Below are 26,169 nucleotides of genomic sequence, written 5' to 3'. Positions count from 1 at the left end.
GCGCGTAGAGGGAGGCGCACACGAACACCCCCTCTGCAAGCCGATGTCTTCCGCCCTAAGCGGCAAAGACCCGTTCCCCACCGATCCAGGTCGATTTCATACCGAGTTCCGGCGTCAACAGCACGAAATCGGCGTCAGTGCCGGGCAGGAGCCGGCCCTTGTGCGAGGCGATGCCCATCACGTCGGCCGGATAGGCGGAGGCCATGCGGATCGCCTCCTCGATCGGCAGGCCGAGCTTTTCATGCACGAAGCGGACGGAAGAGAGCATGTCGATATCGGCGCCGGCGAGAGTGCCGTCGGCAAGCGTCAGGCGTCCGTCCTTGCGCAGGATCTCGCGGCCGTTCAGGAAAAAGCTCTTCATATCGGTGCCGATCGGCGACATGGCGTCGGTCACCAGGAAAATCTGCCCCGGCCCCCGCTTGCCGCGCAGCGCGATGCCCATCGAGGCCGGATCGACGTGGAAGCCATCGGCGATCAGCCCGGCATGCAGCGTGCCGGTGGCAAGTGCTGCGCCGACGACCCCCGGCTCGCGGTGGCCAAGGCCGCTCATGGCGTTGAAGAGATGCGTAACGGTCCGGGCGCCCGCCTTCGCATAGGCACAGGCCGTCTCGAAGCCGACATCCGTATGACCGAGGCTGACCACGGCGCCGGCCGTTGCAAGGGCGCGCACCTGCTCCTTCGTCGTATTTTCCGGCGCGACGGTGACCATCAGGGAGCCGAGCGCCTTCACGCAGGCGAGCATCTCGGTGAGATCGGCGTCCTCCATCGGGCGGATCAGCGCCGGGTCGTGGGCTCCCTTGCGGGCGACCGAGAGATGCGGGCCTTCGAGATGCAGGCCGAGGAAACCGGGCACCGCCGCGGCCTGGGCCGCAAGACCAGCCTCGATCGCCTTGGCGCGGATCTCGCGCGTGTCGGTAATCAGCGTCGGCAGCAGCGCCGTCGTGCCGAATTTGGCGTGCGCCGCGCAGATCTGCCGGATGCCGTCGAGCGTCGGCTGCTCGTTCAAGAGCGCGCCGCCGCCGCCGTTGACCTGCAGGTCGATGAAGCCGGGCACGAGAAGCAGGCCGCGCGCGTCGACCGTCTCCGCCTCGCCGGCAGTGGCACCGGGCGGCGCGATCCCCTTGATATGCCCTGCCTCAATGAGGAGCGTGCATCCGTCGTGCCAGTCGATGCCGTCGAAAATCCGCGCTCCGGTGATCTTCTTTCTCGCAGTCATCGTGTCTCCGTTACCTTCTTCAGGCTCGCCGGTGCGTCCGGGTTGAGACCGCGCGAGCGCGACCAGGCTTCAACGAAGCCGTAAAACGGCAGGATCAGCGCCAGCGCGTCGGTAATCGGGTGGCCGGTCTCGACGAAGGGCAGGCGCTTGGCTTGTTGCGCCCGGGCCGAGGTGACGTGCACCACCGCGCCCTTGGCGCTCATGGCGTCGGCGATCTCGGCGACCGAGGCCTCGGCGGCGTCGCGGGCGGCGAGCACCAGGACCGGGAAGCGGGCGCCGACCAGCGCCACCGGCCCGTGCAGCACTTCCGCCGCGGAATAGGCCTCGGCATGCATGCCGGACGTCTCCTTGAATTTCAGCGCCGCCTCGCTGGCGATCGCCAGCGCCGGGCCGCGGCCGAGCACATAGAGCGACTCTACCTCGCCGAGGTCGGCGGCGAAATCCTGCCAGTCGAGCTTCACCGCCTTGGCGAACTGATTCGGCAGGTCGGCGACGGCGCGCTTCAGGGCCGCGTCACCGGTCCATTCGCCGAGGACGGCAAGGCCGGCGACGATGGAGTTGACATAGGACTTGGTCGCGGCGACGGCGAGTTCGGGGCCGGCGAGAATATCGAGCGGATGGCTGCAGGCCTCGGCGATCGGCGAGGGCAAGGTGTTCGTCAGCGCGATCGAGACGGCACCGGCCCGGGTTGCGGCCTCGGCCATTGCCACGATGTCGGGACTTTTGCCGGACTGCGAAATGGCGATCGCCGCGGCGCCGCCAAGTTTCAGCTCGGCGCAGTAGATCGATGCCAGCGACGGCCCGAGCGAGGCGACCGGACGGCCCGCCGCGAGTTCGATCGCATATTTCAGGAACAGCGCTGCATGGTCGGAGGAACCGCGGGCGATGGTCACCAGAAAAGCCGGGTCCTTGGCGCGCAGTGCCGCGCCGGCGGCGGCAAGTGCCGTGGCCGAGCGATCGAGCAATCTCGCGACGGCCTCGGGAATCTCGTCGATCTCGCGCCGCATGTTGGTCTGCATCGTCAAGTCCTTTCGTAAACAGGCGTGAGCGGGACGCGGGCGGGAAACCGCACCCTCCGGCGGTCAGCTTTCCGGAATCGTCAGCTCCGCGACAAAGTCATAGGTGTCGCCCCGGTAGAGCGAGCGGGTGAATTCCACGACGCGACCCGACGCGAGATAGGAGACGCGCTCGATCGACAAGCCGGCCGCCCCGACCGCAACCCCGAGCATCGTTGCATCGGGGTTCTTGATGTTGCAGGCGGAGATGCGCTGCACGGCGCGGACCGGTCGGGCTTGTGATTTTTCGAGCGCGGAATAGAGCGATGAGGTGACGGCAAGCGGATCTGGAACGAACTCGGCCGAAACGCAGGCGCGCTCGATCGCAAGCGGCATGTCGTCGGCGATGCGCAGGCGTCCGAGACGCGCGACCAGCGCATCGGCCGGAAGGCCGAGCGTCATCATCTCGTCGGGCGACGGGTGGAAAAGCCCCCGCTCCAGCCATTCGGCCCGCGTGTTGAGGCCGCGTCGCGCCATGTCCTCGGTAAAGGAGGTGAGACGCGACAGCGACTGCTCGACGCGCGAGACAGGGCGGACGACGAAGGTGCCGGAGCCGTGGCGGCGCACCAGCAGCCCGTCTCGCACGAGATCGTCGACGGCCTTGCGGACCGTGACCCGGCTGACATTGGCGTAGTCGGCGAGATCCCGCTCGGCGGGCAGCGCATCGCCATGATTGAGCTTGCCCGACAGGATCGCCTCTTCGAGCGATTGCCGGAGTTTCAGGTAAAGCGGACCCGCACCTCCCGACTGGAGGCTTTCGAGCGGCAGGATGGCGGCGAGCTGCTGGTTCATGCGACGGCTCCCGGCCGGGCCCCGAAGCGGGCCGCGGCAAGCGCAACCGCGCCGGAAAGCGCATCGGCTTCCGCCTCGACGAAGAGCGGCTGGTGCCGTTCGGCGAGCCAGGGACGATAGAGCGGCGCCAGACCGCCGAGCAGGCAGATCGTCTGGCTCCCCCGGGAAACAACCACGTCAAGCGCTTCATCCACAGTCGTCGCGGCAGCGTTCAGCAAGCGCTTCGCCACGGAATCACCACGCCCGGCATGGTCGAAGACCCGCGGGGCGTAGCGGCCGAACTCGCCGGGCTTCGCCAGCCGCGCAAAATCGACGACATCGCGTGGATCGTTGTTGAATTCCGCCAACACGGAGTCCGTTACCGGGGAGGCGTCATGAATGCCGTCATAGGCGAGCAGGCTCTCCTGCAGCAAGGCATGGCCTATACGGGCACCGCTGCCGTGGTCACCGATCGTAAAGCCCCATCCACCGACATAGCTGACCGCTTCGCCCTGGCGGGCGATGTAGATCGTGCCCGTTCCGAGAATGGCGACGGCACCGTCCCTGTCGCCGAGGGCGCCCTGCAGCGCGATCAGGCCGTCCGATTCGATATCGGCGGCTGCGAAGGGCAGCCGCCGCTTCACATAGTGGACGGCATCGCCGACATTGTGGCCCGCGACGCCGAGAATGGCGTGCGCCTGGCTTATGCCGGCCGGATCGAGCCCCGCATCCTCGAAGGCAGCCCCCGCCGCATCGGCAATATTCTGAAGCGCCGTTTCGGGATCCGTGAGAATATTGGCGGCGCCAGACTTGCCGCGGCCGAGAATACGACCGTCCGGACCGGCGACCGCCGCCCGGCAGCTCGTTCCGCCGCCATCGATTCCGATCAGATAGGATGTCATGGGCACCTCCGTCACCTAACATACCAAAAAAATACCATTAACCAAGCGCTATTCGATCCAACATTGCGCCTTTCATATAAACTTTTGAAAAAACTAACTTAATTCTGGTAACGCTGTTTTTGTTTAGCCAAAAGTTAAATTTCTTCTAGACAATTGGTATTTTTTTGGCATTAATTTGGGAAAGAGGAGAACAACAATGCCGGCAGCCAAGACCGAAGAGCGCCACGACAAAGCCAAGGGCCTGGATGTGATGCATCCGGCGCTTGCGCTTCGGCTGCTCGCCTCCGGCCAGCAGGCTGCAGCGAAATCCGTCGACGCGGCAATCGAAGCGATCTCGTCCGCAGCGGCCATTGCCGCGGACGTGCTTTCCCGCGGAGGCAAGCTTGTCTATGCGGGAGCGGGAAGTTCCGGCCTGATGGCGATGGCGGATGCCCTCGAGCTTCCCGGCACCTACGGCATCGCCCCGGGACAGATTGTCGTGCTTCTTGCCGGTGGAACCGCAAGCCTCGGCGATCTCGCCGGCGGCTACGAGGACGACATGGATCTCGCGCGCGCCGACGTCGAAAGCGCCGGCATCCGGGCGGGCGATTGCTTGATCTCCGTCTCCGCCAGCGGCTCGACGCCCTATGCGCTCGCCGCCGCGGCGGAGGCCAGGAAGCGCGGTGCGAAAGTCATTGCGATGGCCAACAACCCCGCCGCACCGCTCTTTGAAGACACCGACGTCGCGATCCTGCTCCAGACGCCGCCGGAGGTGATATCCGGCTCGACGCGCATGGGCGCCGGTACGGCACAGAAGATCGCCTTCAACATGTTCTCGACGCTGGTCGGCATCCATCTCGGCCACGTGCTCGACGGCCACATGGTCAACCTGCGCGCCGACAATATCAAGCTGCGCGGCCGGGCCATCCGGATCGTTTCGGACATTACCGGCGTTTCCGCCGCCGAGGCCGGCAGGCTCATCAGCGCCGCGGCCGGTTCGGTCAAGCTGGCCATATTGCTGGCTTCGGGCGCCAAGGACCTGGCCACCGCCGAATCCGCACTCGACAAGGCCGATCAGAATTTGCGCCGGGCGATCGCGATCGCCTCGGGCGAATGAAACTGGGATTCAAAACCGCGCCGGGATGGCGCTTATAAGAGGGAGAACCTGAATGACCCGTACGACAATCAAGGGCTTGCTGCTCGCATCGAGCATTCTCGGCTCGGCCGGGCATGCGCATGCGCAGGACGTGACGCTGACCATCGAGAGCTGGCGCAACGACGACCTGGCGATCTGGCAGGAAAAGCTGATCCCCGCCTTCGAGGCCAAGAACCCCGGCATCAAGGTCGTCTTCTCGCCCTCCGCGCCGACCGAATACAACGCCGCGCTCAACGCCAAGCTCGACGCGGGCTCCGCCGGCGACCTCATCACCTGCCGCCCGTTCGACGCTTCGCTCGAACTCTACAACAAGAAGCACCTCGCCGACCTGACGAGCCTGGCCGGCATGGAGAACTTCTCGGATGTCGCCAAGTCGGCCTGGACCACCGATGACGGCAAGACGACTTTCTGCGTGCCGATGGCCTCGGTCATCCACGGCTTCATCTACAACAAGGACGCCTTCGACCAGCTCAAGCTTTCCGTTCCGACGACCGAGGAAGAATTCTTCGCGGCGCTCGACAAGATCAAGGCCGACGGCAACTACATCCCGATGGCGATGGGCACCAAGGATCTCTGGGAGGCCGCGACCATGGGCTACCAGAATATCGGACCGAACTACTGGAAGGGTGAGGAAGGCCGCCTGGCCTTGCTGAAGGGCGACCAGAAGCTGACCGACGATGCCTGGGTCGAGCCCTATCGCGTGCTCGCCAAGTGGAAGGACTATCTCGGCGACGGCTTCGAGGCGCAGACCTATCCGGACAGCCAGAACCTCTTCACGCTCGGCCGTGCGGCGATCTACCCCGCCGGCTCCTGGGAAATCTCCGGCTTCAACACCCAGGCGCAGTTCAAGATGGGCGCCTTCCCGCCGCCGGTGAAGAAGGCCGGCGACACCTGCTACATCTCCGACCACAACGACATCGGTATCGGCCTCAACGCCAAGAGCGCAAACGCCGAAGCCGCCAAGACCTTCCTGACCTGGGTCGCTTCGCCGGAATTCGCGGAAATCTATGCCAATGCGCTCCCGGGCTTCTTCAGCCTGAACTCGACGGCGGTGAAGATGACCGATCCGCTCGCCCAGGAATTCGTCGCCTGGCGCGAAAAGTGCAAGTCGACGATCCGTTCGACCTACCAGATCCTGTCGCGCGGCACGCCGAACCTCGAGAACGAGACCTGGGTCGAATCGGCCAACGTCATCAACGGCACCGACACGCCGGAAGTGGCCGCCAAGAAGCTGCAGGACGGTCTCGACAGCTGGTACAAGCCGGCAAAATAAGACTGAACCCGCGTGCGGCGCCTATACCGGCGCCGCACCTAGCCCCGCGCGAGCCATTTCGTGAGGGGAACGACGCCGCGGCGAGCGCCGGCCCAAGGCCGGGCGGATCGGAACGCGGCCGTGCCGACGATGTCCGTGACCCGCGCGCCGTGACGCGCGAAGGACGGCGGCAATTCGAGCGAAATCGGGCTGTGCCGATGGCGACAGCTCCTGAGAAAGCGGGCCAGAGGCCGATGAAACCACGCGAAACCACAATGGACGCCGGCGCGCTCAAGCGCCCCCGCCGCTGGCATATCCTCGTCTTTCTGCTGCCGGCTCTGATCGTCTACACGGCGGTGATGATCCTGCCGCTGATCGAGACGCTGCGGCAGTCCTTCTACAACACCGTCGACGGCCAGTATGGCTTCGTGGGCCTCGGCAATTTCAAGGTGCTGTTCGGCGATCCGCGCTGGGCGGCGGATTTCTGGAACGCGCTGCGGAACAACTTCGTCTTCTTCCTGATCCACATGGTGGTGCAGAACCCGATCGGCATCGCGCTCGCCGCCATGCTGTCGATCCCGAAGCTGCGCTTCACCGCCTTCTACCGGACGGCGATCTTCCTGCCGACGCTCTTGTCCTTCGTCATCGTCGGCTTCATCTGGAAGCTGATCCTCTCGCCGATCTGGGGCGTGGCGCCCTATCTCATGGACCTCGTCGGCCTGAAATGGCTGTTCGCGCCCTGGCTCGGCAGGCCCGATTCGGCGCTGATCGCGGTGTCGCTCATCTCCGTCTGGCAGTATGTCGGCATTCCGATGATGCTGATCTATGCGGCCCTCCTCAACATTCCCGACGAGGTGATCGAGGCGGCCGAACTCGACGGCGTCACCGGCTGGAGCCAGTTCTGGAAGATCAAGCTGCCGCTGATCCTGCCGGCGATCGGTATCATCTCGATCCTGACCTTTGTCGGCAACTTCAATGCCTTCGATCTGATCTACACGGTGCAGGGCGCGCTGGCCGGCCCGGACAAGTCGACGGACATTCTCGGCACCCTGCTCTACCGCACCTTCTTCGGGTTCCAGCTCCAGCTCGGCGACCGGTCGATGGGCGCGACGATCGCAGCGATCATGTTCCTGATCATTCTGGCCGGCGTGTCGCTCTATCTCTTCGCCATCCAGCGCCGCATGCGCCGCTACCAGTTCTGAGGGAGACCAGGATGTCGAAAGCAAGAACCTCGTTCGCCCGGACCGGCGCCGTCCATGTCGCGTTGATCGCCTATACGCTCGTGGCGCTGTTCCCGGTGTTCCTGACGATCGCCAACTCGTTCAAGAGCCGCAATGCGATCTTCCGCGAGCCGCTCGCCTTCCCGACGCCCGAGAGCTTCAGCCTGATCGGCTACGAGACGGTGCTGAAGCAGGGTGACTTCATCGGCTATTTCCAGAACAGCGTCGTCGTTACCGTCGTGTCGATCGCGCTCGTGCTGCTGTTCGGCGCCATGGCCGCCTTCGCGCTCTCCGAATACCGGTTCCGCGGCAACACGCTGATGGGCCTCTATCTGGCGCTCGGCATCATGATCCCGATCCGGCTCGGCACGGTGGCGATCCTGCAGGGCATGGTGGCGGCAAACCTCGTCAACACACTGACGGCGCTGATCCTCGTCTATACGGCGCAGGGCCTGCCGCTCGCGGTCTTCATCCTGTCGGAATTCATGCGCACCGTCTCGGACGACCTGAAGAACGCCGGCCGCGTCGACGGGCTGTCGGAATATGCGATCTTCTTCCGGCTGGTGCTGCCGCTGGTGCGGCCGGCCATGGCGACGGTCGCCGTCTTCACCATGATCCCGATCTGGAACGATTTGTGGTTCCCGCTGATCCTGGCGCCGGCCGAAACGACGAAGACCGTGACGCTCGGTTCGCAGATCTTCATCGGCCAGTTCGTCACCAACTGGAACGCGGTTCTGTCAGCCCTGTCGCTGGCGATCTTCCCGGTGCTCGTCCTCTACGTCATCTTCTCGCGGCAGTTGATCCGCGGCATCACGGCAGGAGCGGTCAAATGAGTTCTTCCGCAAATCCGATCCGCGTGCTCGTCGCCGGTCTCGGCAATATGGGGCGCAGCCATGCGCTGGCCTATCACGAGAACCCGGGCTTCGAGATCGCCGGCCTCGTCAATCGCTCTAATGTCGCTCTGCCGGAAGCGCTTTCCGGCTACGGGATCCTGCCGTCCTTCCCGGAGGCGCTGATCGAACTCCGGCCGGAGCTCTGCTCGATCAACACCTATTCGGACAGCCACGCGGCCTATGCGGTGACGGCGATGGAGGCCGGCTGCCATGTCTTCGTCGAGAAGCCGCTGGCAACGACCGTCGCCGATGCGGAGCGGGTCGTCGCCTGTGCCCGCGCCAACGGCCGCAAGCTCATCGTCGGCTATATCCTGCGCCATCATCCGTCCTGGATGCGGCTGATCGCCGAGGCGCGCAAGCTCGGCTCGCCCTATGTGTTCCGGATGAACCTGAACCAGCAATCGAGCGGACCGACCTGGGCGACGCACAAGTCGCTGATGCAGACGACCGCGCCGATCGTCGACTGCGGCGTCCATTATGTCGACGTCATGTGCCAGATCACCGACGCCAAACCCGTCGAGGTGCGCGGCATGGGCCTGAGGCTCTCCAACGAGATCGCCGCCGACATGTACAATTACGGCCACCTGCAGGTGATCTTCGAAGACGGTTCGGTCGGCTGGTACGAGGCAGGCTGGGGGCCGATGATCTCCGAGACCGCCTTTTTCGTGAAGGACGTGATCTCCCCGAACGGCTCCGTGTCGATCGTCATGGATCGGGACGCCAGGTCCGACGACATCGACGTCCACACCAAGACCGCCGTCATCCGCCTGCACAGCGCGGCGACCGGTCCGGACGGCCGTTTTCTCAAGCCCGACGAGGACCTCGAGATGGAAGGCGAGCCTGGCCATCAGGACCTTTGCGACCGCGAGCAGGCCTTCGTGCTCAAGGCCATTCGCGAAAACATCAATCTCGACCGGCACATGGACGATGCGGTGCAGTCGCTCCGCATCTGCCTGGCGGCGGACGAAAGCGTTCGCACCGGCAAGCCGGTCAAGCTTTAACCCAAGAGGGCGACACGTGGGATCACTGCAACTCAAATCCATCCGCAAGGCCTATGGCGGCCATGAGGTGCTGAAGGGCATCGACCTCGAGGTGAAGGACGGCGAATTCGTCATCTTCGTCGGCCCCTCCGGCTGCGGAAAGTCCACCCTGCTCAGGACCATTGCCGGCCTCGAGGACGCGACCTCCGGCAGCGTGCAGATCGACGGCGTCGAAGTCGGCCATGTGGCGCCCGCCAAACGCGGCATAGCCATGGTCTTCCAGTCCTATGCGCTCTATCCGCACCTGACGGTGAAGGACAATATGGGCCTGGGGCTGAAACAGGCCGGCGTGCCGAAGCCCGAGATCGAGGAGAAGGTCGGCAAGGCGGCCGGCATGCTGTCGTTGGAACCCTATCTCGCCCGCCGCCCGGCCGAACTTTCCGGCGGCCAGCGGCAGCGCGTAGCGATCGGCCGCGCCATCGTGCGCGAGCCGAAACTCTTTTTGTTCGACGAGCCCTTGTCGAACCTCGACGCGGCGTTGCGCGTCAACACCCGCCTCGAAATCGCCCGGCTGCATCGCAGCCTCAAGGCGACGATGATCTATGTCACGCACGACCAGGTCGAGGCGATGACGCTGGCCGACAAGATCGTCGTCCTGAACGGCGGCCGCATCGAGCAGGTCGGCTCGCCGATGGAACTCTATAACCGTCCCGCCAATCTCTTCGTCGCCGGCTTCATCGGCTCGCCGCAGATGAATTTCATCGACGGCGACAGGTTCGGCGACGGCGAGGCCAAGACCGTCGGTATCCGCCCCGAACATATCGGCCTGTCGCGCGACGGCGGCAACTGGAAGGCGAAGGTGATCCATGTCGAGCATCTCGGCGCCGACACCATCGTCTATCTGGAATCCGACGAGGTCGGGCCGCTGACGGTGCGGCTCTTCGGCGAACACCGCTATGCGGCCGACGACGTCGTCCACGCCACCCCGGTGATCGGCGGCGTGCACCGCTTCGACTCCGAGGGCCGGGCGATCAACTCCGGGCAGTAGCGCGGAGCACTGCATGTCGCCCCTCTCCTCGGGTTTAACCCGAGGACTAGCCCGCTTCTCTCACCGCCTTTAGCGCCGGTGGCGCAACTCGGCCCGCCGGGACGCCTGTTTGGCGCTCCGGCTTCGAAGACGAACGGAGTCGGCGCCACTGTGAGCGGCGGGTCTGGGTTCGGCGATGTCTCCTGTTCTGGTTGCGGAAGGGTTTCAGGCCGGCGGCATCAGCGGGCCGCGGCACGTATTCGGGCGTGTGCCAGTGCAAATTCGTCGGCATAGGGACAGGCGGATGCCATCGCGATTTTGATGCGACGCACCGAGACGCGGACCTGGGCGCCGATCTTTAACAGCTTCAGCCGGATGGTGCCGCAGGTCGCCTCGGCGAGCCGCGTATGGGCAAGGCCAAGGCGGCGCAGGGCGCAGATCAGCACGTAGGCCAACGAGGCGAACCAGAGGCGCAGTTGATTGGCGTGCATGGTGTGGGCGCTGGTGCGGTCGGCGTAGAGATCGAGCTGGCATTCTTTGATGCGGTTCTCCATGTCACCGCGGGCGCAGTAGAGATCCTCGTAAAGCGTCTGTGCCGCCCAGCGCTCTGACTTAAGGGAGGTGACGATGAAGCGCGGATTGGCGCCCAGCAGCGTCCATTCCGCTTTTCCAACGACCCGCCGTCGTCGTGTCCAGCTGTCCTTGGTCGACCACAGGAAGTCGCGGAAGACGCGGGTCGCCTGGGCGCTTGCCTGGGATAACAGGCTTGCTTCCTCCATGGCCGGCGCGATTTGCCTTTCCAGCCGCGGGTTGCGAGCAAGGCCAAAGACATAGTCGACCTTGTTGGTCTCGCACCAGTCCATCAGTTCGTCGCGGGCGAAGCCGGAATCGGCGCGCAGGATGATGCGCACGTTTGGCCAGCTTTGGCGGATCTGCCCGATGATACGATCGATTTCGGCGACCGAGCCTGCGCTGGCGTCGATGTTCGAACGCCGTAGCTTGGCCGAAAGCAGGTGGCGGCCGCAGAAGATGTACAGCGGCAGATAGCAATAGCAGTTGTAATAGCCGTGAAAGAACCGACCCTCCTGGTGACCGTGCAGCGGATCATCGGTGGCGTCGAGATCGAGCACGATTTCCTCAGGCGGGCTGTCGTGCGCGTCCAGGAACAGCTCGATGAACAGCGCTTCCAGCGCTTGCCTGTCGTAAGCGATCTTGTGATAGCGCGTCGGCTGGCCGAGACGGCCGTGCTCCAGCCGGTTCAAGGTGGATTTGCCGGCAAGCACCGCACAGTCTTGCCGCTTCGGCGTCAGCCGCTCCGACAGAAGCGCGAGCACCGGGTCGTGGCGCAGCCTGTCGTGGTCATCGACATCCTCGTAGCCCAGCGCGATCGCCGCAACGCGCTGCCCGACCAGCGTGCGCACGCTGTGGACCGTGCACGTCGGATCGCGGTCATCAACGAAGCAAGCGGCCACCCGGTCGAACAGTCCGATGACCCCATCGACATGGCGAAGCAGCAGGGCGCCGGCATCCGAGGTGATCGCTCCGCCGTCGAAACCAGCGACCACTTTGTGACCGTCGAAGCCTTCAAATTCGAGCTGCTCGGCGATACAGTGTGTTTGCATCGGACCCCCTCAACGAATCTGATAACCCTTTGTAGCAAAAGAAGTTTCTCAGATTCGCGGGCCCGATGCACCTCTTACTTTGAGATATTCAGGCTAGCCCTCTCCGCACGCGGGGAGAGGGGACGCCGATGGCACACTACCTATCCGGGCACGTTTTTCCTCTCTGCGGTCCGCAACGGGGAGAGGGCCTGAGCGGCGCGGCATGTCCCTTCGCCCCGCTTGCGGGGAGAAGGTGCCGGCAGGCGGATGAGGGGCAGTCCAACACAATCGGCGATCACAACTGCGTGAGCAGAAAGCAGCGACAAGCCCAAAGGCACTGCGACTGATGGCTTTCCTACCCTTGGCGCGCCGCACCGAGCCGGGGTTGCGCCCCGCCCGAAATTAACATACATTCCTGTTTGTATATTAGCTATCCGGTATCTTCCCCCCGATTCCGGCACCGCTTCATCTCCCTGACGGACCGCGCGGCAGACGCCGCGGGCGGTCCTTTGCATATTGGACATTGCGATGCATATGACCCGACCGATACTGGCCGCCTCGCTGGCAACCGTGCTCATTCTCGCCGGCTGCCAGAAGAACGAAGAGCAGGCCGCCGCGCCGGCCTTCCCTCCGGCGGCGGTCGCCGTCTACACGACGGCGGCGGAACCCTTGCCGATCACCAACGAGCTTCCCGGCCGCATCACGCCGACGCGGATCGCCGAGGTTCGGCCGCGCATTTCCGGCATCGTGGTGGAGCGGGTGTTCGAGCAGGGCACGATGGTCAAGGAAGGCGACGTGCTTTACCGGATCGACCCGGCGCCGTTCCAGGTCAAGGTCGACAGCGCCGCGGCGACGCTGAAGCGGGCAATTGCCGTGCGCGATCAGGCCAAGCAGACCGCCGACCGACAGTCGCGGCTGAAGGAAGCGCAGGTCGCCGCCGTTCAGCAGTATGACGACGCGATTGCGACGCTCGCCCAGGCCGAGGCCGATATCGGCATTGCCGAGGCCGGTCTCGCCGAGGCGAAGCTCAATCTTCAATATGCCGATGTGACTGCGCCGATCAGCGGCCGCATCGGCCGGGCGCTGATCACCGAGGGCGCGCTCGTCAGCGCGACCGACACACAGAACCTTGCAACCATCCAGCAGCTCGACCCCGTCTATGCCGACTTCACCCAGTCGGCGACCGACCTGATCCGGCTGCGCAAGGCGCTGCAGGACGGCCAGCTGATCAGCGGCAAGAACGAAGCAGAGGTGCAGCTCATCCTCGATGACGGCACGCCCTATGGCCTGAAGGGCCGGCTGCTCTTCTCCGAGGCGGCCGTCGACGCGACCACCGGCCAGGTGACGCTGCGCGGCGAGTTTCCCAACCCCAACAACGATCTGCTGCCGGGCATGTATGTGCGCGTGCAGATCCAGCAGGGGCTGGAGAAGGACGCCATCACCGTTCCGCAGCAGGCCGTGCAGCGCAACAACGCCGGTCAGTCACAGGTCTATGTCGTCACCGCCGACAAGAAGGTCGAGTTCCGCAACGTCACGCTCGGCCGGACTGTCGGCGAGCGGTGGCAGGTGACGGCCGGTCTCAAGGCCGGCGAAAAGGTCATCGTCGAGGGCTTCCAGAAGATCGGTCCCGGTGCCCCGGTCGAACCCACCGATTGGAAGCCGGGCGCCAAGCCCGACACCGAACAACAGAGTGCCGCGGCCGGCGACAAGTCCGCTACCGCAGTGAAGTGAGAGCCTACCCATGCCCAGTTTCTTCATAGACAGGCCGATCTTTGCCTGGGTGGTGGCGATATTCATCATGGTCGCCGGCATCATTGCGATTCCGCTCTTGCCCGTGTCGCAATACCCGGACGTCGCGCCGCCGCAGATCTCGATCAACACCACCTATCCCGGCGCCTCGTCGCAGGACACGTATCAGAGCGTCACGCGGCTGATCGAGGATGAGCTGAACGGCGTCGAAGGCCTGCTTTACTTCGAATCGACCTCGAGCGCCTCCGGCTCGGTGGAGATCAACGCCACCTTCGCCCCGGGCACCGACCCCAGCCAGGCCTCCGTCGACATCCAGAACCGGGTGCAGCGCGTCGAGCCGCGGCTGCCCGACTCGGTGAAGCAGCAGGGCGTCCAAGTGGACGAGGCCGGTTCCGGCTTCCTGCTGATCATCTCGCTCACCTCCACCGACGGGTCGATGGACGCAATCGGCCTCGGCGATTATCTGAGCCGCAACGTCCTGAGCGAAATCCAGCGCGTGCAGGGCGTCGGCCGCGCCCAGATGTTCGCGACGGAGCGCTCGATGCGCGTCTGGCTCGATCCGGACAAGATGCTCGGCCTCAACCTGACCGCCGCCGACGTGACCGCGGCGGTCCAGGCGCAGAACGCCCAGATCGCCTCGGGCTCGATCGGCGCCCAGCCGAATCCGATCACCCAGCAGATCAGCGCCCCGGTGGTGATCAAGGGCCAGCTGTCCTCGCCCGAGGAATTCGGCGCCATCGTGCTTCGGGCGAACGCCGACGGCTCCGCCGTCAGGCTGCGCGATGTCGCCCGCATCGAGATCGGCGGTGAGAGCTATTCCTTCTCGACGCGGCTCAACGGCAAGCCTTCGGCGGCCATCGCCGTGCAGCTGTCGCCGAGCGGCAATGCGATCTCGACCTCGGAGGCGATCAAGGCGCGGATGGATGAACTCGCCGAGTTCTTCCCGCCGGGGCTCGAATATTCCATCCCCTATGACACCTCTCCCTTCGTCGCCGTCTCGATCCAGAAGGTCGTCGAGACGCTGGTCGAAGCCGTCGCGCTGGTCTTCCTGGTGATGTTCCTGTTCCTGCAGAACATCCGCTACACGATCATCCCGACGCTGGTCGTGCCGGTTGCGCTTCTCGGCACCTGCGCGGTCATGCTGGCGATGGGCTTCTCCATCAACGTGCTCACCATGTTCGGCATGGTGCTGGCGATCGGTATCCTCGTCGACGATGCGATCATCGTCGTCGAGAACGTCGAGCGCATCATGTCGGAGGAAGGGCTGACGCCGAAGGAGGCGACCCGCAAGGCGATGAAGCAGATCACCGGCGCGGTCATCGGCATCACGCTGGTGCTCGCTTCGGTGTTCATTCCGATGGCCTTCTTCCCGGGCGCCGTCGGCGTAATCTATCGCCAGTTCAGCCTCACCATGGTCGTTTCGATCCTGTTCTCGGCGTTCCTTGCCCTGTCGCTGACGCCGGCGCTTTGCGCCAGCTTCCTGAAGCAGGTCCCGAAGGGCCACCACCACGCCAAGCGCGGCTTCTTCGGCTGGTTCAATCGAAGCTTCGACCGGACGTCGCGCGGCTATACCGGCGTGGTCGGGCGCCTGGTGACGCGGGCCGGCCGCTTCATGATCATCTACCTGGCGCTGCTCGGCGGCCTCGCCTGGGCCTTTATGCAGCTCCCGTCGTCCTTCCTGCCTGACGAGGACCAGGGCTTCGTCATCGTCATGATGCAGCTGCCGTCCGAAGCCACCGGTAACCGGACGACCGAGGTCATCGAACAGGCGGAGTCCATCTTCGGCCAGGAGCAGGCGGTCGACACGATCGTGGCGATCAACGGCTTCTCCTTCTTCGGCACCGGCCAGAATGCGGGGCTGGCCTTCGTGACGCTCAAGGACTGGAGCGAGCGGGATGCGGACAACGCCGCCCAGTCGATCGCCGGCCGCGCGACGATGGCGATGAGCCAGATCAAGGACGCGATAAGCTTCGCGCTGTCGCCGCCGGCGATTCAGGGCCTCGGCACCACCGGCGGCTTCTCCTTCCGCCTGCAGGATCGCGCCGGGCTCGGGGAAACGGCACTGGCCGAAGCGCGCGACCAGCTTCTCGGCCTTGCCGCACAAAGCAAGGTGGTGGCCGGCGTCCGCTTCGAGGGGATGCCCGATGCGGCGCAGGTCAGCGTCAACATCGACCGCGAGAAGGCCAACACCTTCGGGGTCACCTTCGCCGACATCAACTCGACGATCTCCACCAATCTCGGCTCCTCCTATGTCAACGACTTCCCGAATGCGGGCCGCATGCAGCGCGTCACGGTGCAGGCCGACGAGGGCCAACGCATGCAGACGGCCGATCTCCTGAACCTCAATGTCCGCAATTCGAACGGCGGCATGGTTCCGCTGTCGGCCTTTGCGGATATCGAATGGGTCAAGGCGCCGACGCAGACCGTCGGCTATAACGGTTACCCGGCGGTGCGCATCAGCGGCGAGGCGGCGCCCGGCTATTCCTCGGGCGATGCGATCGCCGAGATGGAGCGGCTGGTAGCCCAGCTCCCGCCGGGCTTCGGCTATGAGTGGACCGGGCAATCGCTGCAGGAAATCCAGTCGGGCTCGCAGGCGCCGCTGTTGATCGGGCTCTCCTGCCTGCTCGTCTTCCTGTGCCTGGCGGCGCTTTACGAGAGCTGGTCGATCCCGGTCGCGGTCATCATGGTCGTGCCGCTCGGCGTCATCGGCGCGGTGCTGGCGGTGATGATGCGCGACATGCCGAATGACGTCTATTTCAAGGTCGGCCTGATCGCCATCATCGGGCTCTCGGCGAAGAACGCCATCCTGATCATCGAGTTCGCCAAGGAACTGCGCGAACAGGGAAAGTCGCTGATCGACGCGACGCTCGAAGCCGTGCACTTGCGATTCCGGCCGATCCTGATGACCTCGCTCGCCTTCACGCTCGGCGTCTTGCCGCTGGCGATCGCAACCGGCGCAAGCTCCGGCAGCCAGCGCGCCATCGGCACCGGCGTCATGGGCGGGATGATCTCGGCGACGGTGCTGGCGATCTTCTTCGTGCCGGTGTTTTTCGTGTTCGTCATGAAGATCTTCGGACGAAGAAAAGCGGCCGGGGCGACACCGCAGGCCGCATCCGAAAGCGCTACGCCCGCCGAGTAACATGCAATAACGGCCCGCCCTCCCCGGCGGGCCGTCTTCCGCCTGTTTCCTAAAATCGGCGTCGATTTTAGGAAACAGGCAGCGATTTTAAAGCGCTACAGCGACCTTTGCGTGTCTGATAAGACGCACGGCGCTGTAGGAAGGAGAAAACGATGCGCCGAACCAAGGCCGATGCCGCGGAAACCCGAAGGAAGATCCTGAGCGCCGCCGAGCGCGTCTTCTACAAGAAGGGTGTCTCGGGCACGACCCTCGATGAGGTTGCAAGCGAAGCCGGCGTGACGCGTGGCGCGATCTACTGGCACTTCGCCAACAAGACCGATCTTTTCCTGGCGCTCTACGATGCGGTGCCGCTGCCGCAGGAAGACATGATCGCCCGCGAGATCGAGACGGAAGCCTTCGACACGCTGGCGATCGTCGAGGCAGCGACCGGCGACTGGCTCGATATGCTTGCCGCGGACGAGCAGCGGCAGCGCATCCTCGCGATCATGCTCCGCTGTGACTATGACAACGAGATGTCCACCGTGCTCGACCGGCAGAAGGAGATGGAGGAGCGCCACACCGCCATGCTCGAACTCGCCTTCGCCCGCGCCCTGGAGCGCGGGCAGTTGCGGGAAAACTGGACACCGGCTGCCGCCGTGCGCGCCCTGCACTGGATGATGATGGGACTCTGTACCGACTGGCTGATTTTCGGCCGCCGCTTCGATCTCGCCGCCGAGGGGCGCGACGCTCTCAGGCGCCTCTTCGAAAGCTTCCGGCAGACGATTCCTGCGGTGTCGGTCGCCTGAAGGCTTGACGTGGGTTGGTCGGTTTAAGCCGCCAGCAGCTTTGCGGCAGCGTCGACCAAATCCTGTTGCGAGGCCGGCTTGTCGACCATGACGGCGTCGCGGCATTTCTCCTGCATTTCCGCAGGCAGCCTTTGGCCGCTATAGAACAGGAAGGGGATGCCGCGCTCGGCGAGCACGTCGCTGACGTCCTCGGTCGTTTCTCTCCCGAGACGCACGTCGAGCACCGCCAGGGAAACCGCTTCGTTCCTGGCTGCGTCCAATGCGGCCGACAACGTCATGCATGGGCTGAGAACCTCTGCGCCGGCATCCCGGAAGGCAGCTTCGATGTCGAGCGCTATCAGAACCTCGTCTTCGGCGATCAGCACCCTGGCGCCGCAAAGAAGTTGGTTCTCGTTAGCTTTCCGCTCCATTTTGCGGGAACTCCGGAAGCTCGATGTCGATCGTGCAGACGACGCCATCCGGCTGAAAATCGCGATGCACCTTGGCCCCCGGCAGGCTCTTTTCGATGAGCACGCCGCCGAAGCCCTGCGCCCCGGGCGGCTGGACCGGCGGACCACCGCGCTCTGTCCAAGTAACGGTCAGTCGCCTCCCATTGTTCCCCAATTTCCAACGCAACCCAACCTGTCCGTTGGACGTAGAGAATGCGCCGTATTTTGCCGCATTGGTCGCAAGTTCATGGAGAACAAGGCCGAAGGGCGTGGCGATGTCGGGAGACAGCAAGACCCGGTCGCCCTCGAACTGCAGCCGCCCCGGGTCGCCGCCGGAATAGGCACGAAGCTGGTCGAACGCCAAGGCTCCAAGCTCCGCGCCGGCCCATTCCGATTCGACAAGCAGCTTGTGGGCACCTGCCAGCGCCGCCAGGCGGCCATCGAAGCGCTCGACGAAATCCTCGCCGGAATCGGTGGTGCGCAGCGTCTGCCGCGCCAGCGACTGGACGACCGCAAGCGTATTCTTTACCCGATGGCTGAGCTCGTTGACCAAGAGTTGCCGGCGCTTCTCCCAGCGCTTGCGGTCGGTGACATCGCGCGTGCTTTCGAGAACGAGGCGCCGATCCCCGAGCGGCACGAGCTCGATCTGGCTCTCGACCGTCAGCACGTGGCCGTCTTTCGTCGTGTGGTGCAATTCGCCGCTCCAGCGGCCCTTTTCGAGGAGCACCTGCCTGAGTTTCTCGAACGAAGAACCGGGGACGGTGGTCTTGAGCAGGTCTTCCTTCTGCTTTCCGACCGCTTCCTCGCGCGAATAGCCGTAGAGCTCCTCGCTGCCGCGGTTCCACTGCTTGATGCCGTCGTCGAAGTCCCAGACGAAGATCGGCGAGCGCGACAGCTCCACGAGCCGCGTTTCCTGGTCGAGGCGCTGTGCGCTTTCCTTGGCCGCCACCTCGGCATGCCGACGCTCGGTAATGTCGACGAAGGTCACCACAACGCCATCGATCTTGTCGTCTATGGTGCGATAGGGACGCATGCGGACCAGATACCAGCCGTCACGACGGCTCTTCACCTCCCGTTCGATCGGCGTGAGGTGTTCCAGGACCGAATCCGCGTCTTCTGCCAAACCCTCATATTCGAGTTGGTGGGTGAAGTCGGTGATCGGCCGCCCCTCGTCGTTCATCGTGACGTTGAAGATTTCCATCAGGCGCGGGGTGAGGCGCTTGATGCGCAGCGAAGGGTTGAGAAAGAGCGTCGCGACATCGGTCGCGGCCATCAGGTTCTGCAGGTCGCTGTGGGCGCGCGACACGCTTTCAAGCTTCAGCTTGAGCTCGTTGTTGACGGTCTGCAGTTCCTCGTTGATCGACTGCAATTCCTCCTTGCTCGTTTCGAGCTCTTCCGCCGTCGAACGATATTCCTCGTTCATCGACTGGAGTTCCTCGTTGGCGGCACGCAGTTCCTCGTTGGCGGCCTCCGACTCTTCCCGCGTCACCCGAAGCCGATTCTGCGCGAGTTGCAGTTCCTCCTGCAGTTGCCGAATGGTCTGGTTCGTCGCGGGGCGCCCATCAAGCGTCTCGGAGGTCATCTCCGCCGACTTGTCGACCGCCTCGCCTTCGATGAACAGCACCAGCGCGTGGCGGGTCGGGTCACTCCCCTGCAGAACCGGTTTGACTTGCAAGTAGACACGGTGTGGCTGCCCGTCGAGTTGCGCGAGGATCGGCATGCTCAGCGTTGCCTCGTTGCGCTCGAAGGCGCGATGCAGTGCCGCCCTCAGGTCGAAGCGAAATTCCTCGCGCACGAGATCCGTCGCGTCCGTGCTGACCGGGCCGCCCGAGGGTCTCAGGAAGCGGCCGGCATTCTCGGAAAGATGGATGGCCCGATGGCTTTCATCGATGAGCATGCTAGGCGGCGCGATCTTCTCGAGCATCTGGCGATGCAGGGCCGCATCGCTGACGCTGCTGGCCAGCGATTGCGGCCGGGCGAGCACCGGTGCCCTTTCCGCTGCCTGGTTCGGTCCGAGCAGCACGGGCAGCGCCGGGCGCCGCTCGCCGGTGCCTGCCACGGACCTGTAGATACGCGCCTCGCGATCCACAGTGCGGAAAAGCCCTGCGGGATGGTCGGCGCTTTCCGACGAACCGAGGAACAGGACGCCGCCAGGATTGAGCGCATAGTGGAAGGTGCTGCAAACCTGCTGCTGGAGCTGCCGGTCGAGATAGATCAGCAGGTTGCGGCAGGAAATCATGTCGAGATGCGAGAAGGGCGGGTCTCTCAGCAGGCTGTGGCTGGCGAAGAGCACCACGTCACGCAGTTCGCGGCGCACGCGGTAGTGTTCACCCTCCCGCTGGAAGAACCGACGCAGCCGTTCCTCCGACAGATCGCTTTCAATCGTTGCCGGATACCGCCCCTCACGGGCTATCGCGAGCGCACCGACGTCGAGATCGGAGCCGAAGACCTGGATTTCCGGCGCGAGATCACGACGCGCCGCCTCCTCGAGCAGAAGGATACCGATCGTGTAGGTCTCCTCGCCGGTGGCGCAGCCGGGCACCCAGACCCGGATGCTGTCGCCCGCCGCATCGCCGTTGAACAGTTGCGGTATGACGTTTTCGGCCAATGACTTGAATGCTGCCGGATCGCGAAAGAAGGTGGTGACCGAAAAATCAGGAAGTCGCTGAAGAGCGCCTGCGCCTCCTCCACGTTGTCGCGCAGATAGGCGTAATATTCCGGAAGCGATTCCTTCCTTGTCACCTGCGCACGCCTGCTGATTCGGCGCAGGATCGTCGCACGCTTGTATTGCGAGAAATCGTGCCCCGTGCGGACGCGCACATGGGCCAGGATCCGGCCGAGCGTATCCTCGTCGTTCGGGCGTATAAGGGGCGAGACCAGGTTGGCGGGGCTCGCCAGCAGTTCCGCCAGCTGATCGGTGAGCTCGCGAATGGGCAGGACGAAATCCGCAACCTCGGTGGCGATGGCACTGCGGGGCATGGAGGCATATTCCGCCTCGCTCGGATCCTGGACGAGGACGATGCCGCCCGCCTCCTTGATCGCCTTGACGCCGATGGCGCCATCGGCGCCTGCACCGGTGAGAACGATCGCGAACCCGCTACCCTGCTGTTCGGCAAGCGACCGAAAAAACAGATCGATCGGCGCGCGATGCGCCCGCGATTCCTCGAAGGGAAGCGCCGCGATGGTGCCGTCGGCAATCTTCAGCCGACGGTTCGGCGCAATCACGTAGACGTGATTGCCTTCCAGCCGGGCTTCGTCATCCACTTGCGTGACCGGCATTTGCGTCCGCGAGGCCAGAATACTGGCGAGCTCGCTCCTGGCATCCGGATCGAGGTGAACGATGACGACGAAAGCCGCGTCGGTGTCGGTTGGGATGCTGGCAAAGAAGGTCTGGAGTGCCTGAACGCCCCCTGCCGAAGCTCCGATTCCGACAATCGGCGGATCTGAATGCTGATCCATGCTCTTGCCTCCCTGACATATCTCTGGGCGGCCGCGAGCGCTGTTCAGGCGCGCTGAGTCTGCCGGGATTCCTGGCGAAATATAGTCGCCGAAGAGGCGGACATTTTACACCGAACTCGACCCTCCGGCCCAGCGATCTTATAGCAGGCGATGTTCCACGGCCAAGAGCGTGCCCGGGAAATTTTGCTTTATTTCTCCGCCCCTTGTCGCCGTATGCTCAAAAAAGCGCCCCGAAGGACGGCCCGGTGCCGCGTCGAACTAATTGGGTCGCGGCGCGTTGTAGGTGGAACGGAGATGTCATGGGCCACCGCGACGTAATAGCCATCGGGGGGTCGATGGGAGCGGTCGGTGCGATGAAGCATCTGCTTCGCGGTCTTCCTCCCGACTTTCCTGCCGTCCTTTTTGTCGTCATCCATGTCGGTGTGCGTGGAAACGACCTGCTCGCCGATGTCCTCGGCCATGGCGCCCACCTGCCTGTCACCACCGCGATCGACGGCGAGCGCGTTCAACGCGGCCACGTTTATGTTGCCCCCGCGGACCACCATCTGCTCGTCATCGACGACGTCATCCACCTGGGTCGTGGCCCACGCGAAAACCTGTCCCGGCCAGCCATCGATCCGCTGTTCCGCTCTGTCGGCGCACATTACGGGCCGCGGGCAATCGCGGTCGTTCTGACCGGGATGCTGAATGACGGGGCGGCCGGTCTCGCCGACGCAAAGCAATGCGGCAGCGTGACGGTCGTGCAGAATCCGAGCGACGCGGTCGCGTCGGACATGCCGATCGGCGCTTTGAAGGCCAGCGAAGTCGATTATCGCGCTCCGCTCGCCGACCTGCCGGCGCTGCTTTGCCAGCTTACGAGGGAGGAGGCCGGTCTGCCGGTCGCGATCCCTCCCGACATCACGCTGGAAATCGACATCGCCCTCGGTCGAAAGATCGATTCGGCCACTCTCGCGGAGATTGCCGATGCCGTGCCATTATCGTGCCCGGCCTGCGGCGGCGTACTGTCACAGATCAAGGCCCGGCCGCCGCTCAGGTTCCGGTGTCAGGTCGGGCATGCCTATACGTCCGAGACACTGGTGGCCGACTCGGAAGGCGCTGTCGACGAGGCGATGCGGGTCGCGCTCCGGATCATCGAAGAAAGGGTGACTCTCAGCGAAAAGATGGCGGACGATGCCCGCCGCAACGGTCTCGGCGCGGCGGCTGCCGCTAACGGAAGACGGGCCGAAGAAGGCCGCCAGCATGCCGAAACTCTGCGTCGCGCCATTCTCGGCAAGTCCGAAAACGCGGCCGCGGAAAAGGTCGAGGATGCGGAGTAGGTACCTCTAAACCCCTCCCCACAGATGGGAGGAGCTAATCCGGCCGGGCGCCGTCTTACCTTCATGTTCGATCCTTACGCCTGACGCGAGGATCGGAAATGGTAGGCGATTGCCGCGGGCTCTGAAGCCCCTCCCCCCTGTGGGTCCCCTGTGGGGAGGAGCAAATTGCGCTGGCCGTCAGCGTTAGTGCGCCTCGTCCCAGTTCTGCGCGGCACGCGCATCGACCTTCAGCGGCACGCGCATGTCGAGCGCCGGCATTGCCGCGTTTTCCATCACCGAAACGATCACCGGAAGGGTGCGCTCGATCTCGCCTTCCTCGACCTCGAAGATCAGTTCATCGTGCACCTGCAGCAGCATGCGGGCGGCGAGCTTCGCCTCATCCAGCGCGGGTTCCATCTTGACCATGGCGCGGCGGATGATGTCGGCGGCCGAGCCCTGGATCGGCGCGTTGATCGAGGCACGCTCGTTGAAAGCCCGCATCGACGGATTGGAGGAGCGGATATCCGGGTAGTGGGCGCGGCGGCCGAAGATCGTCTCGACATAGCCATGCTCGCGGGCGAAGGCCTTGGTGTTTTCCATGTAGTCGCGAATGCCGGGGAAGCGCTCGAAATAGCGCTTGATATAGTCGCCGGCTTCCGAGCGTTCGATCGACAGCTGGTTGGCAAGGCCGAAGGCGGAGATGCCGTAGATGATGCCGAAATTGATCGCCTTGGCGCGGCGGCGGATCTCGCTCGGCATTCCTTCGACCGGAACGCCGAACATTTCCGACGCGGTCATCGCGTGAATGTCGACGCCGTCGGCGAAAGCCTGGCGAAGCTGCGGGATGTCCGCCACATGGGCCAGCACCCTGAGCTCGATCTGGCTGTAGTCGGCCGAGACCAGCTTGTGGCCGGGCGTCGCGATGAAGGCGGTGCGGATCCTGCGGCCCTCGGCGGTGCGGACCGGAATGTTCTGCAGGTTCGGCTCGGACGAGGAAAGCCGCCCCGTCGTCGTCGCGGCAAGCGCGTAGCCGGTGTGAACGCGTTTCGTCTCCGGGTGAACGTAGCCCGGCAGCGCGTCCGTATAGGTGGATTTGAGCTTGGTGAGCTGCCGCCAGTCGACGATCTTGCGCGGCAGCTCGTGGCCGACGGCGGCGAGATCCTCGAGCACCGAAGCGGAGGTCGACCATTGGCCGGTCTTCGTCTTCGATCCGCCGGGAAGGCCCATCTTACCGAACAGAATATCGCCGAGCTGCTTCGGCGAGCCGATGGTGAAGGTCTCGCCGGCCAGCCGATAGATCTCGTCCTCGAGGGCCGCGGCCCCCTGCGCCAGCTCGCCGGAGAGGCGCGAGAGAATCTGCCGGTCGACGGTGATGCCGCGCTCCTCCATATGCGCGAGCACGGCGATCAGCGGCCTTTCGAGCCGTTCATAAACGCGCGTCAGACCCTTGGCGGCAAGCCGCGGCTTCAGGACGTGCCAGAGGCGGAGCGTGACGTCGGCGTCCTCGGCCGCATAGGTGGTCGCCTTGTCGATGTCGACGAAGTCGAAGCTCACCGACGCCTTGCCGGTGCCGGCAATGTCCTTGTAGGGGATCGGCGTGTGGCCGAGCCAACGTTCCGAGAGCGAATCCATGCCGTGCATGCCGTTGCCGGCATCGACCACATAGGACATCAGCATCGTGTCGTCGAAGCTCTGCATGGCAATGCCGTGCCGCTTCATGACGAGATAGTCGTATTTCAGGTTCTGGGCGACCTTCAGCACGGACGGGTCTTCAAGCAGGTTCTTTAGCCGGCTTAGCGCCTCGCGCATCGGCACCTGGTTTTCCACCAGGCCGCCACCCAGGAGGTCGCCGACGCCGTTCTTGTGAATCAGCGGCACATAGGCGGCGCGGATGGTGCCGCCCATGGGATCGTTGCTGTAGTCGGCGATCGCCAGCGAGACGCCGCAGAGGTCGGCCCGCATCGGATCGAGGGACGTCGTCTCCGTATCGAAGCCGAAGAGGCCCGCTTCGCGCGCCTCCGCGATCCAGCGGTCGAGGGTCGCGAGATCGCGGATCGTCGCATAGGCCGAATGGTCGAACGGTGCCTTGGCGAAATGCTCGGCGCGCGCCTGCGCCAGCCCCTGCGGCGTGGCGCCGGTGGCATCCGCGTCGCCCTTGCCGGTCAGGAAGGAAACCGCCGCCTTGGCGGCATTGCCGCGCGGCGGCGCGGCACTCGACGAGGCCGGTGTCGGCGGCGGTCCGGCGGCCTCCCCGACGTCGAGATCCGGCCCGTGCGCGGCGGCACCCCATTCGACCGGCACAGGCGCCGGCTCGACCGCTTCCGCATCCGTATCGGTCGCCGCCGCGACGCGGCGCGTCAGCGTGGTGAATTCCATCGTCTTCAGGAAGGCGATGAGCTTCGGACCATCCTGCGAATCGAGCCGCAGATCCTCGAGCGGCACGTCGAGCGGCGTGTCCTTCTTCAGGGTGACGAGCTCGCGCGACAGGCGCGCCAGCTCGGCATTGGCGATGATCGCCTCGCGCCGCTTCTGCTGCTTGATCTCGCCGGCCCGCGAAAGCAGCGTGTCGAGGTCGCCATACTCTTCGAGGAGCTGCGCCGCGGTCTTCGGGCCGATGCCCGGAATGCCCGGCACGTTGTCGGTCGAATCGCCGGTCATCGCCTGGAGATCGATCATCTTCTCGGGCGGCACGCCCCATTTCTCGATCACGTCGGGAATGGCGATCTGCTTGTCCTTCATGCTGTCGTACATCGACACATTGGGGGTGACCAATTGCATGAGGTCCTTGTCGGACGAAACGATGGTGACGCCGGCGCCCGCCTCCTCGGCCAGCCGCGCATAGGTGGCGATCAGGTCGTCGGCCTCATAGCCCTCCTTCTCGATACAGGGCAGGTTGAAGGCGCGGGTGGCGTGGCGGATCAGCCCGAATTGCGGGATCAGGTCTTCCGGCGGCGCCGTGCGGTTCGCTTTGTACTGGTCGTAGAGCGCATTGCGGAAGGTCTTCGAGGAATAGTCGAAGATCACCGCGAAATGCGTCGGCGTCACCCCGACCGAAGTGTCGCGCGCATCGGTCAGAAGCTTCCAGAGCATGTTGCAGAAGCCGGCCACCGCATTGACCGGAAGTCCGTCCGACTTGCGGTTGAGCGGCGGGATGGCGTGGAACGCCCGGAAGATGAAGCCCGAGCCGTCGACGAGGAAGAGATGATCACCGTTTTTCATGCGGCCATGGATAGCGCGGGGGGAGACAAAGGTCCATCGCGGT

General features: G+C 64.6%; 17 protein-coding genes and 1 pseudogene. 10 read left to right on the top strand and 8 right to left on the bottom strand.

Annotation, left to right across the window (positions count from 1 at the left end; genetic code table 11):
* Positions 1-55 precede the first annotated feature (55 nt).
* From nagA to NGR_RS28760, 4 genes are all read right to left on the bottom strand, one after another.
* A complete protein-coding gene (gene nagA, locus NGR_RS28775) occupies positions 56-1,216 on the bottom strand; it encodes an N-acetylglucosamine-6-phosphate deacetylase (protein WP_012710003.1) in 1,161 nt (386 codons plus the stop codon).
* Entirely contained in the window at positions 1,213-2,235 is a 1,023-nt protein-coding gene (locus NGR_RS28770; RefSeq protein ID WP_012710002.1) for an SIS domain-containing protein, read from the bottom strand. The genes nagA and NGR_RS28770 overlap by 4 nt, the downstream gene beginning before the upstream one ends.
* A 63-nt stretch (positions 2,236-2,298) precedes the next feature.
* Positions 2,299-3,063: a GntR family transcriptional regulator gene (locus NGR_RS28765; RefSeq protein ID WP_012710001.1), complete on the bottom strand. Its 765-nt coding sequence runs from the start codon at positions 3,061-3,063 to the stop codon at positions 2,299-2,301.
* A complete protein-coding gene (locus NGR_RS28760; protein ID WP_012710000.1) occupies positions 3,060-3,944 on the bottom strand; it encodes an N-acetylglucosamine kinase in 885 nt (294 codons plus the stop codon). Before NGR_RS28760 ends, NGR_RS28765 begins: the two co-directional genes overlap by 4 nt.
* 196 nt (positions 3,945-4,140) lie before the next feature.
* Here NGR_RS28760 and NGR_RS28755 point away from each other — a divergent pair, with 196 nt between their 5' ends.
* The 6 genes from NGR_RS28755 to NGR_RS28730 all read left to right on the top strand — a co-directional run bounded on the left by NGR_RS28755 (position 4,141) and on the right by NGR_RS28730 (position 10,472).
* Complete coding sequence (locus NGR_RS28755; RefSeq protein ID WP_012709999.1) at positions 4,141-5,040, top strand: N-acetylmuramic acid 6-phosphate etherase; 900 nt, start codon at positions 4,141-4,143, stop codon at positions 5,038-5,040.
* A 52-nt stretch (positions 5,041-5,092) separates the two neighbouring features.
* Positions 5,093-6,352 (top strand): ABC transporter substrate-binding protein, encoded by a 1,260-nt coding sequence (locus tag NGR_RS28750; protein ID WP_012709998.1) that lies wholly within the window; start codon positions 5,093-5,095, stop codon positions 6,350-6,352.
* A 233-nt stretch (positions 6,353-6,585) separates the two neighbouring features.
* Positions 6,586-7,533, top strand: a complete 948-nt coding sequence (locus tag NGR_RS28745; protein ID WP_164924555.1) for a carbohydrate ABC transporter permease — start codon at positions 6,586-6,588, stop codon at positions 7,531-7,533.
* An 11-nt stretch (positions 7,534-7,544) separates the two neighbouring features.
* Complete coding sequence (locus tag NGR_RS28740; protein ID WP_012709996.1) at positions 7,545-8,384, top strand: carbohydrate ABC transporter permease; 840 nt, start codon at positions 7,545-7,547, stop codon at positions 8,382-8,384.
* Positions 8,381-9,445 (top strand): Gfo/Idh/MocA family protein, encoded by a 1,065-nt coding sequence (locus NGR_RS28735; RefSeq protein ID WP_012709995.1) that lies wholly within the window; start codon positions 8,381-8,383, stop codon positions 9,443-9,445. Before NGR_RS28740 ends, NGR_RS28735 begins: the two co-directional genes overlap by 4 nt.
* Positions 9,446-9,461: 16 nt before the next feature.
* Positions 9,462-10,472, top strand: a complete 1,011-nt coding sequence (locus tag NGR_RS28730) for an ABC transporter ATP-binding protein (RefSeq protein WP_012709994.1) — start codon at positions 9,462-9,464, stop codon at positions 10,470-10,472.
* A gap of 218 nt (positions 10,473-10,690) precedes the next feature.
* Here the strand turns inward: NGR_RS28730 and NGR_RS28725 are convergent, their stop codons facing one another.
* Positions 10,691-12,073 (bottom strand): IS1380-like element ISRsp7 family transposase, encoded by a 1,383-nt coding sequence (locus tag NGR_RS28725; RefSeq protein WP_012706579.1) that lies wholly within the window; start codon positions 12,071-12,073, stop codon positions 10,691-10,693.
* A gap of 507 nt (positions 12,074-12,580) precedes the next feature.
* Between NGR_RS28725 and NGR_RS28720 the strand changes: the two genes are divergently transcribed.
* The 3 genes from NGR_RS28720 to NGR_RS28710 all read left to right on the top strand — a co-directional run bounded on the left by NGR_RS28720 (position 12,581) and on the right by NGR_RS28710 (position 17,725).
* Positions 12,581-13,783, top strand: a complete 1,203-nt coding sequence (locus NGR_RS28720) for an efflux RND transporter periplasmic adaptor subunit (protein WP_012709991.1) — start codon at positions 12,581-12,583, stop codon at positions 13,781-13,783.
* Between the two features lie 10 nt (positions 13,784-13,793).
* Positions 13,794-16,940, top strand: a complete 3,147-nt coding sequence (locus NGR_RS28715) for an efflux RND transporter permease subunit (protein WP_012709990.1) — start codon at positions 13,794-13,796, stop codon at positions 16,938-16,940.
* Between the two features lie 152 nt (positions 16,941-17,092).
* On the top strand, positions 17,093-17,725 hold the full coding sequence (locus tag NGR_RS28710; RefSeq protein WP_012709989.1) for a TetR family transcriptional regulator: 633 nt from the start codon (positions 17,093-17,095) through the stop codon (positions 17,723-17,725).
* Between the two features lie 23 nt (positions 17,726-17,748).
* Here NGR_RS28710 and NGR_RS28705 read toward each other — a convergent pair whose 3' ends face one another.
* Entirely contained in the window at positions 17,749-18,135 is a 387-nt protein-coding gene (locus tag NGR_RS28705; RefSeq protein ID WP_012709988.1) for a response regulator, read from the bottom strand.
* A pseudogene (locus tag NGR_RS28700) lies at positions 18,119-21,612 on the bottom strand (chemotaxis protein CheB). Before NGR_RS28700 ends, NGR_RS28705 begins: the two are co-directional and overlap by 17 nt.
* Positions 21,613-21,911: 299 nt before the next feature.
* Here NGR_RS28700 and NGR_RS28695 point away from each other — a divergent pair.
* Entirely contained in the window at positions 21,912-22,928 is a 1,017-nt protein-coding gene (locus NGR_RS28695) for a chemotaxis protein CheB (RefSeq protein ID WP_012709985.1), read from the top strand.
* A 183-nt stretch (positions 22,929-23,111) separates the two neighbouring features.
* Here NGR_RS28695 and polA read toward each other — a convergent pair whose 3' ends face one another.
* Positions 23,112-26,126, bottom strand: coding sequence for a DNA polymerase I (polA, locus tag NGR_RS28690; RefSeq protein ID WP_164924554.1), 3,015 nt, complete (start codon positions 26,124-26,126; stop codon positions 23,112-23,114).
* Between the last annotated feature and the right edge of the window lie 43 nt (positions 26,127-26,169).

This window comes from Sinorhizobium fredii NGR234 (assembly GCF_000018545.1).
In the GTDB taxonomy this organism is placed as follows: Bacteria; Pseudomonadota; Alphaproteobacteria; order Rhizobiales; family Rhizobiaceae; genus Sinorhizobium; species Sinorhizobium fredii_A.
This window is presented reverse-complemented; position numbering and strand designations above follow the sequence as displayed.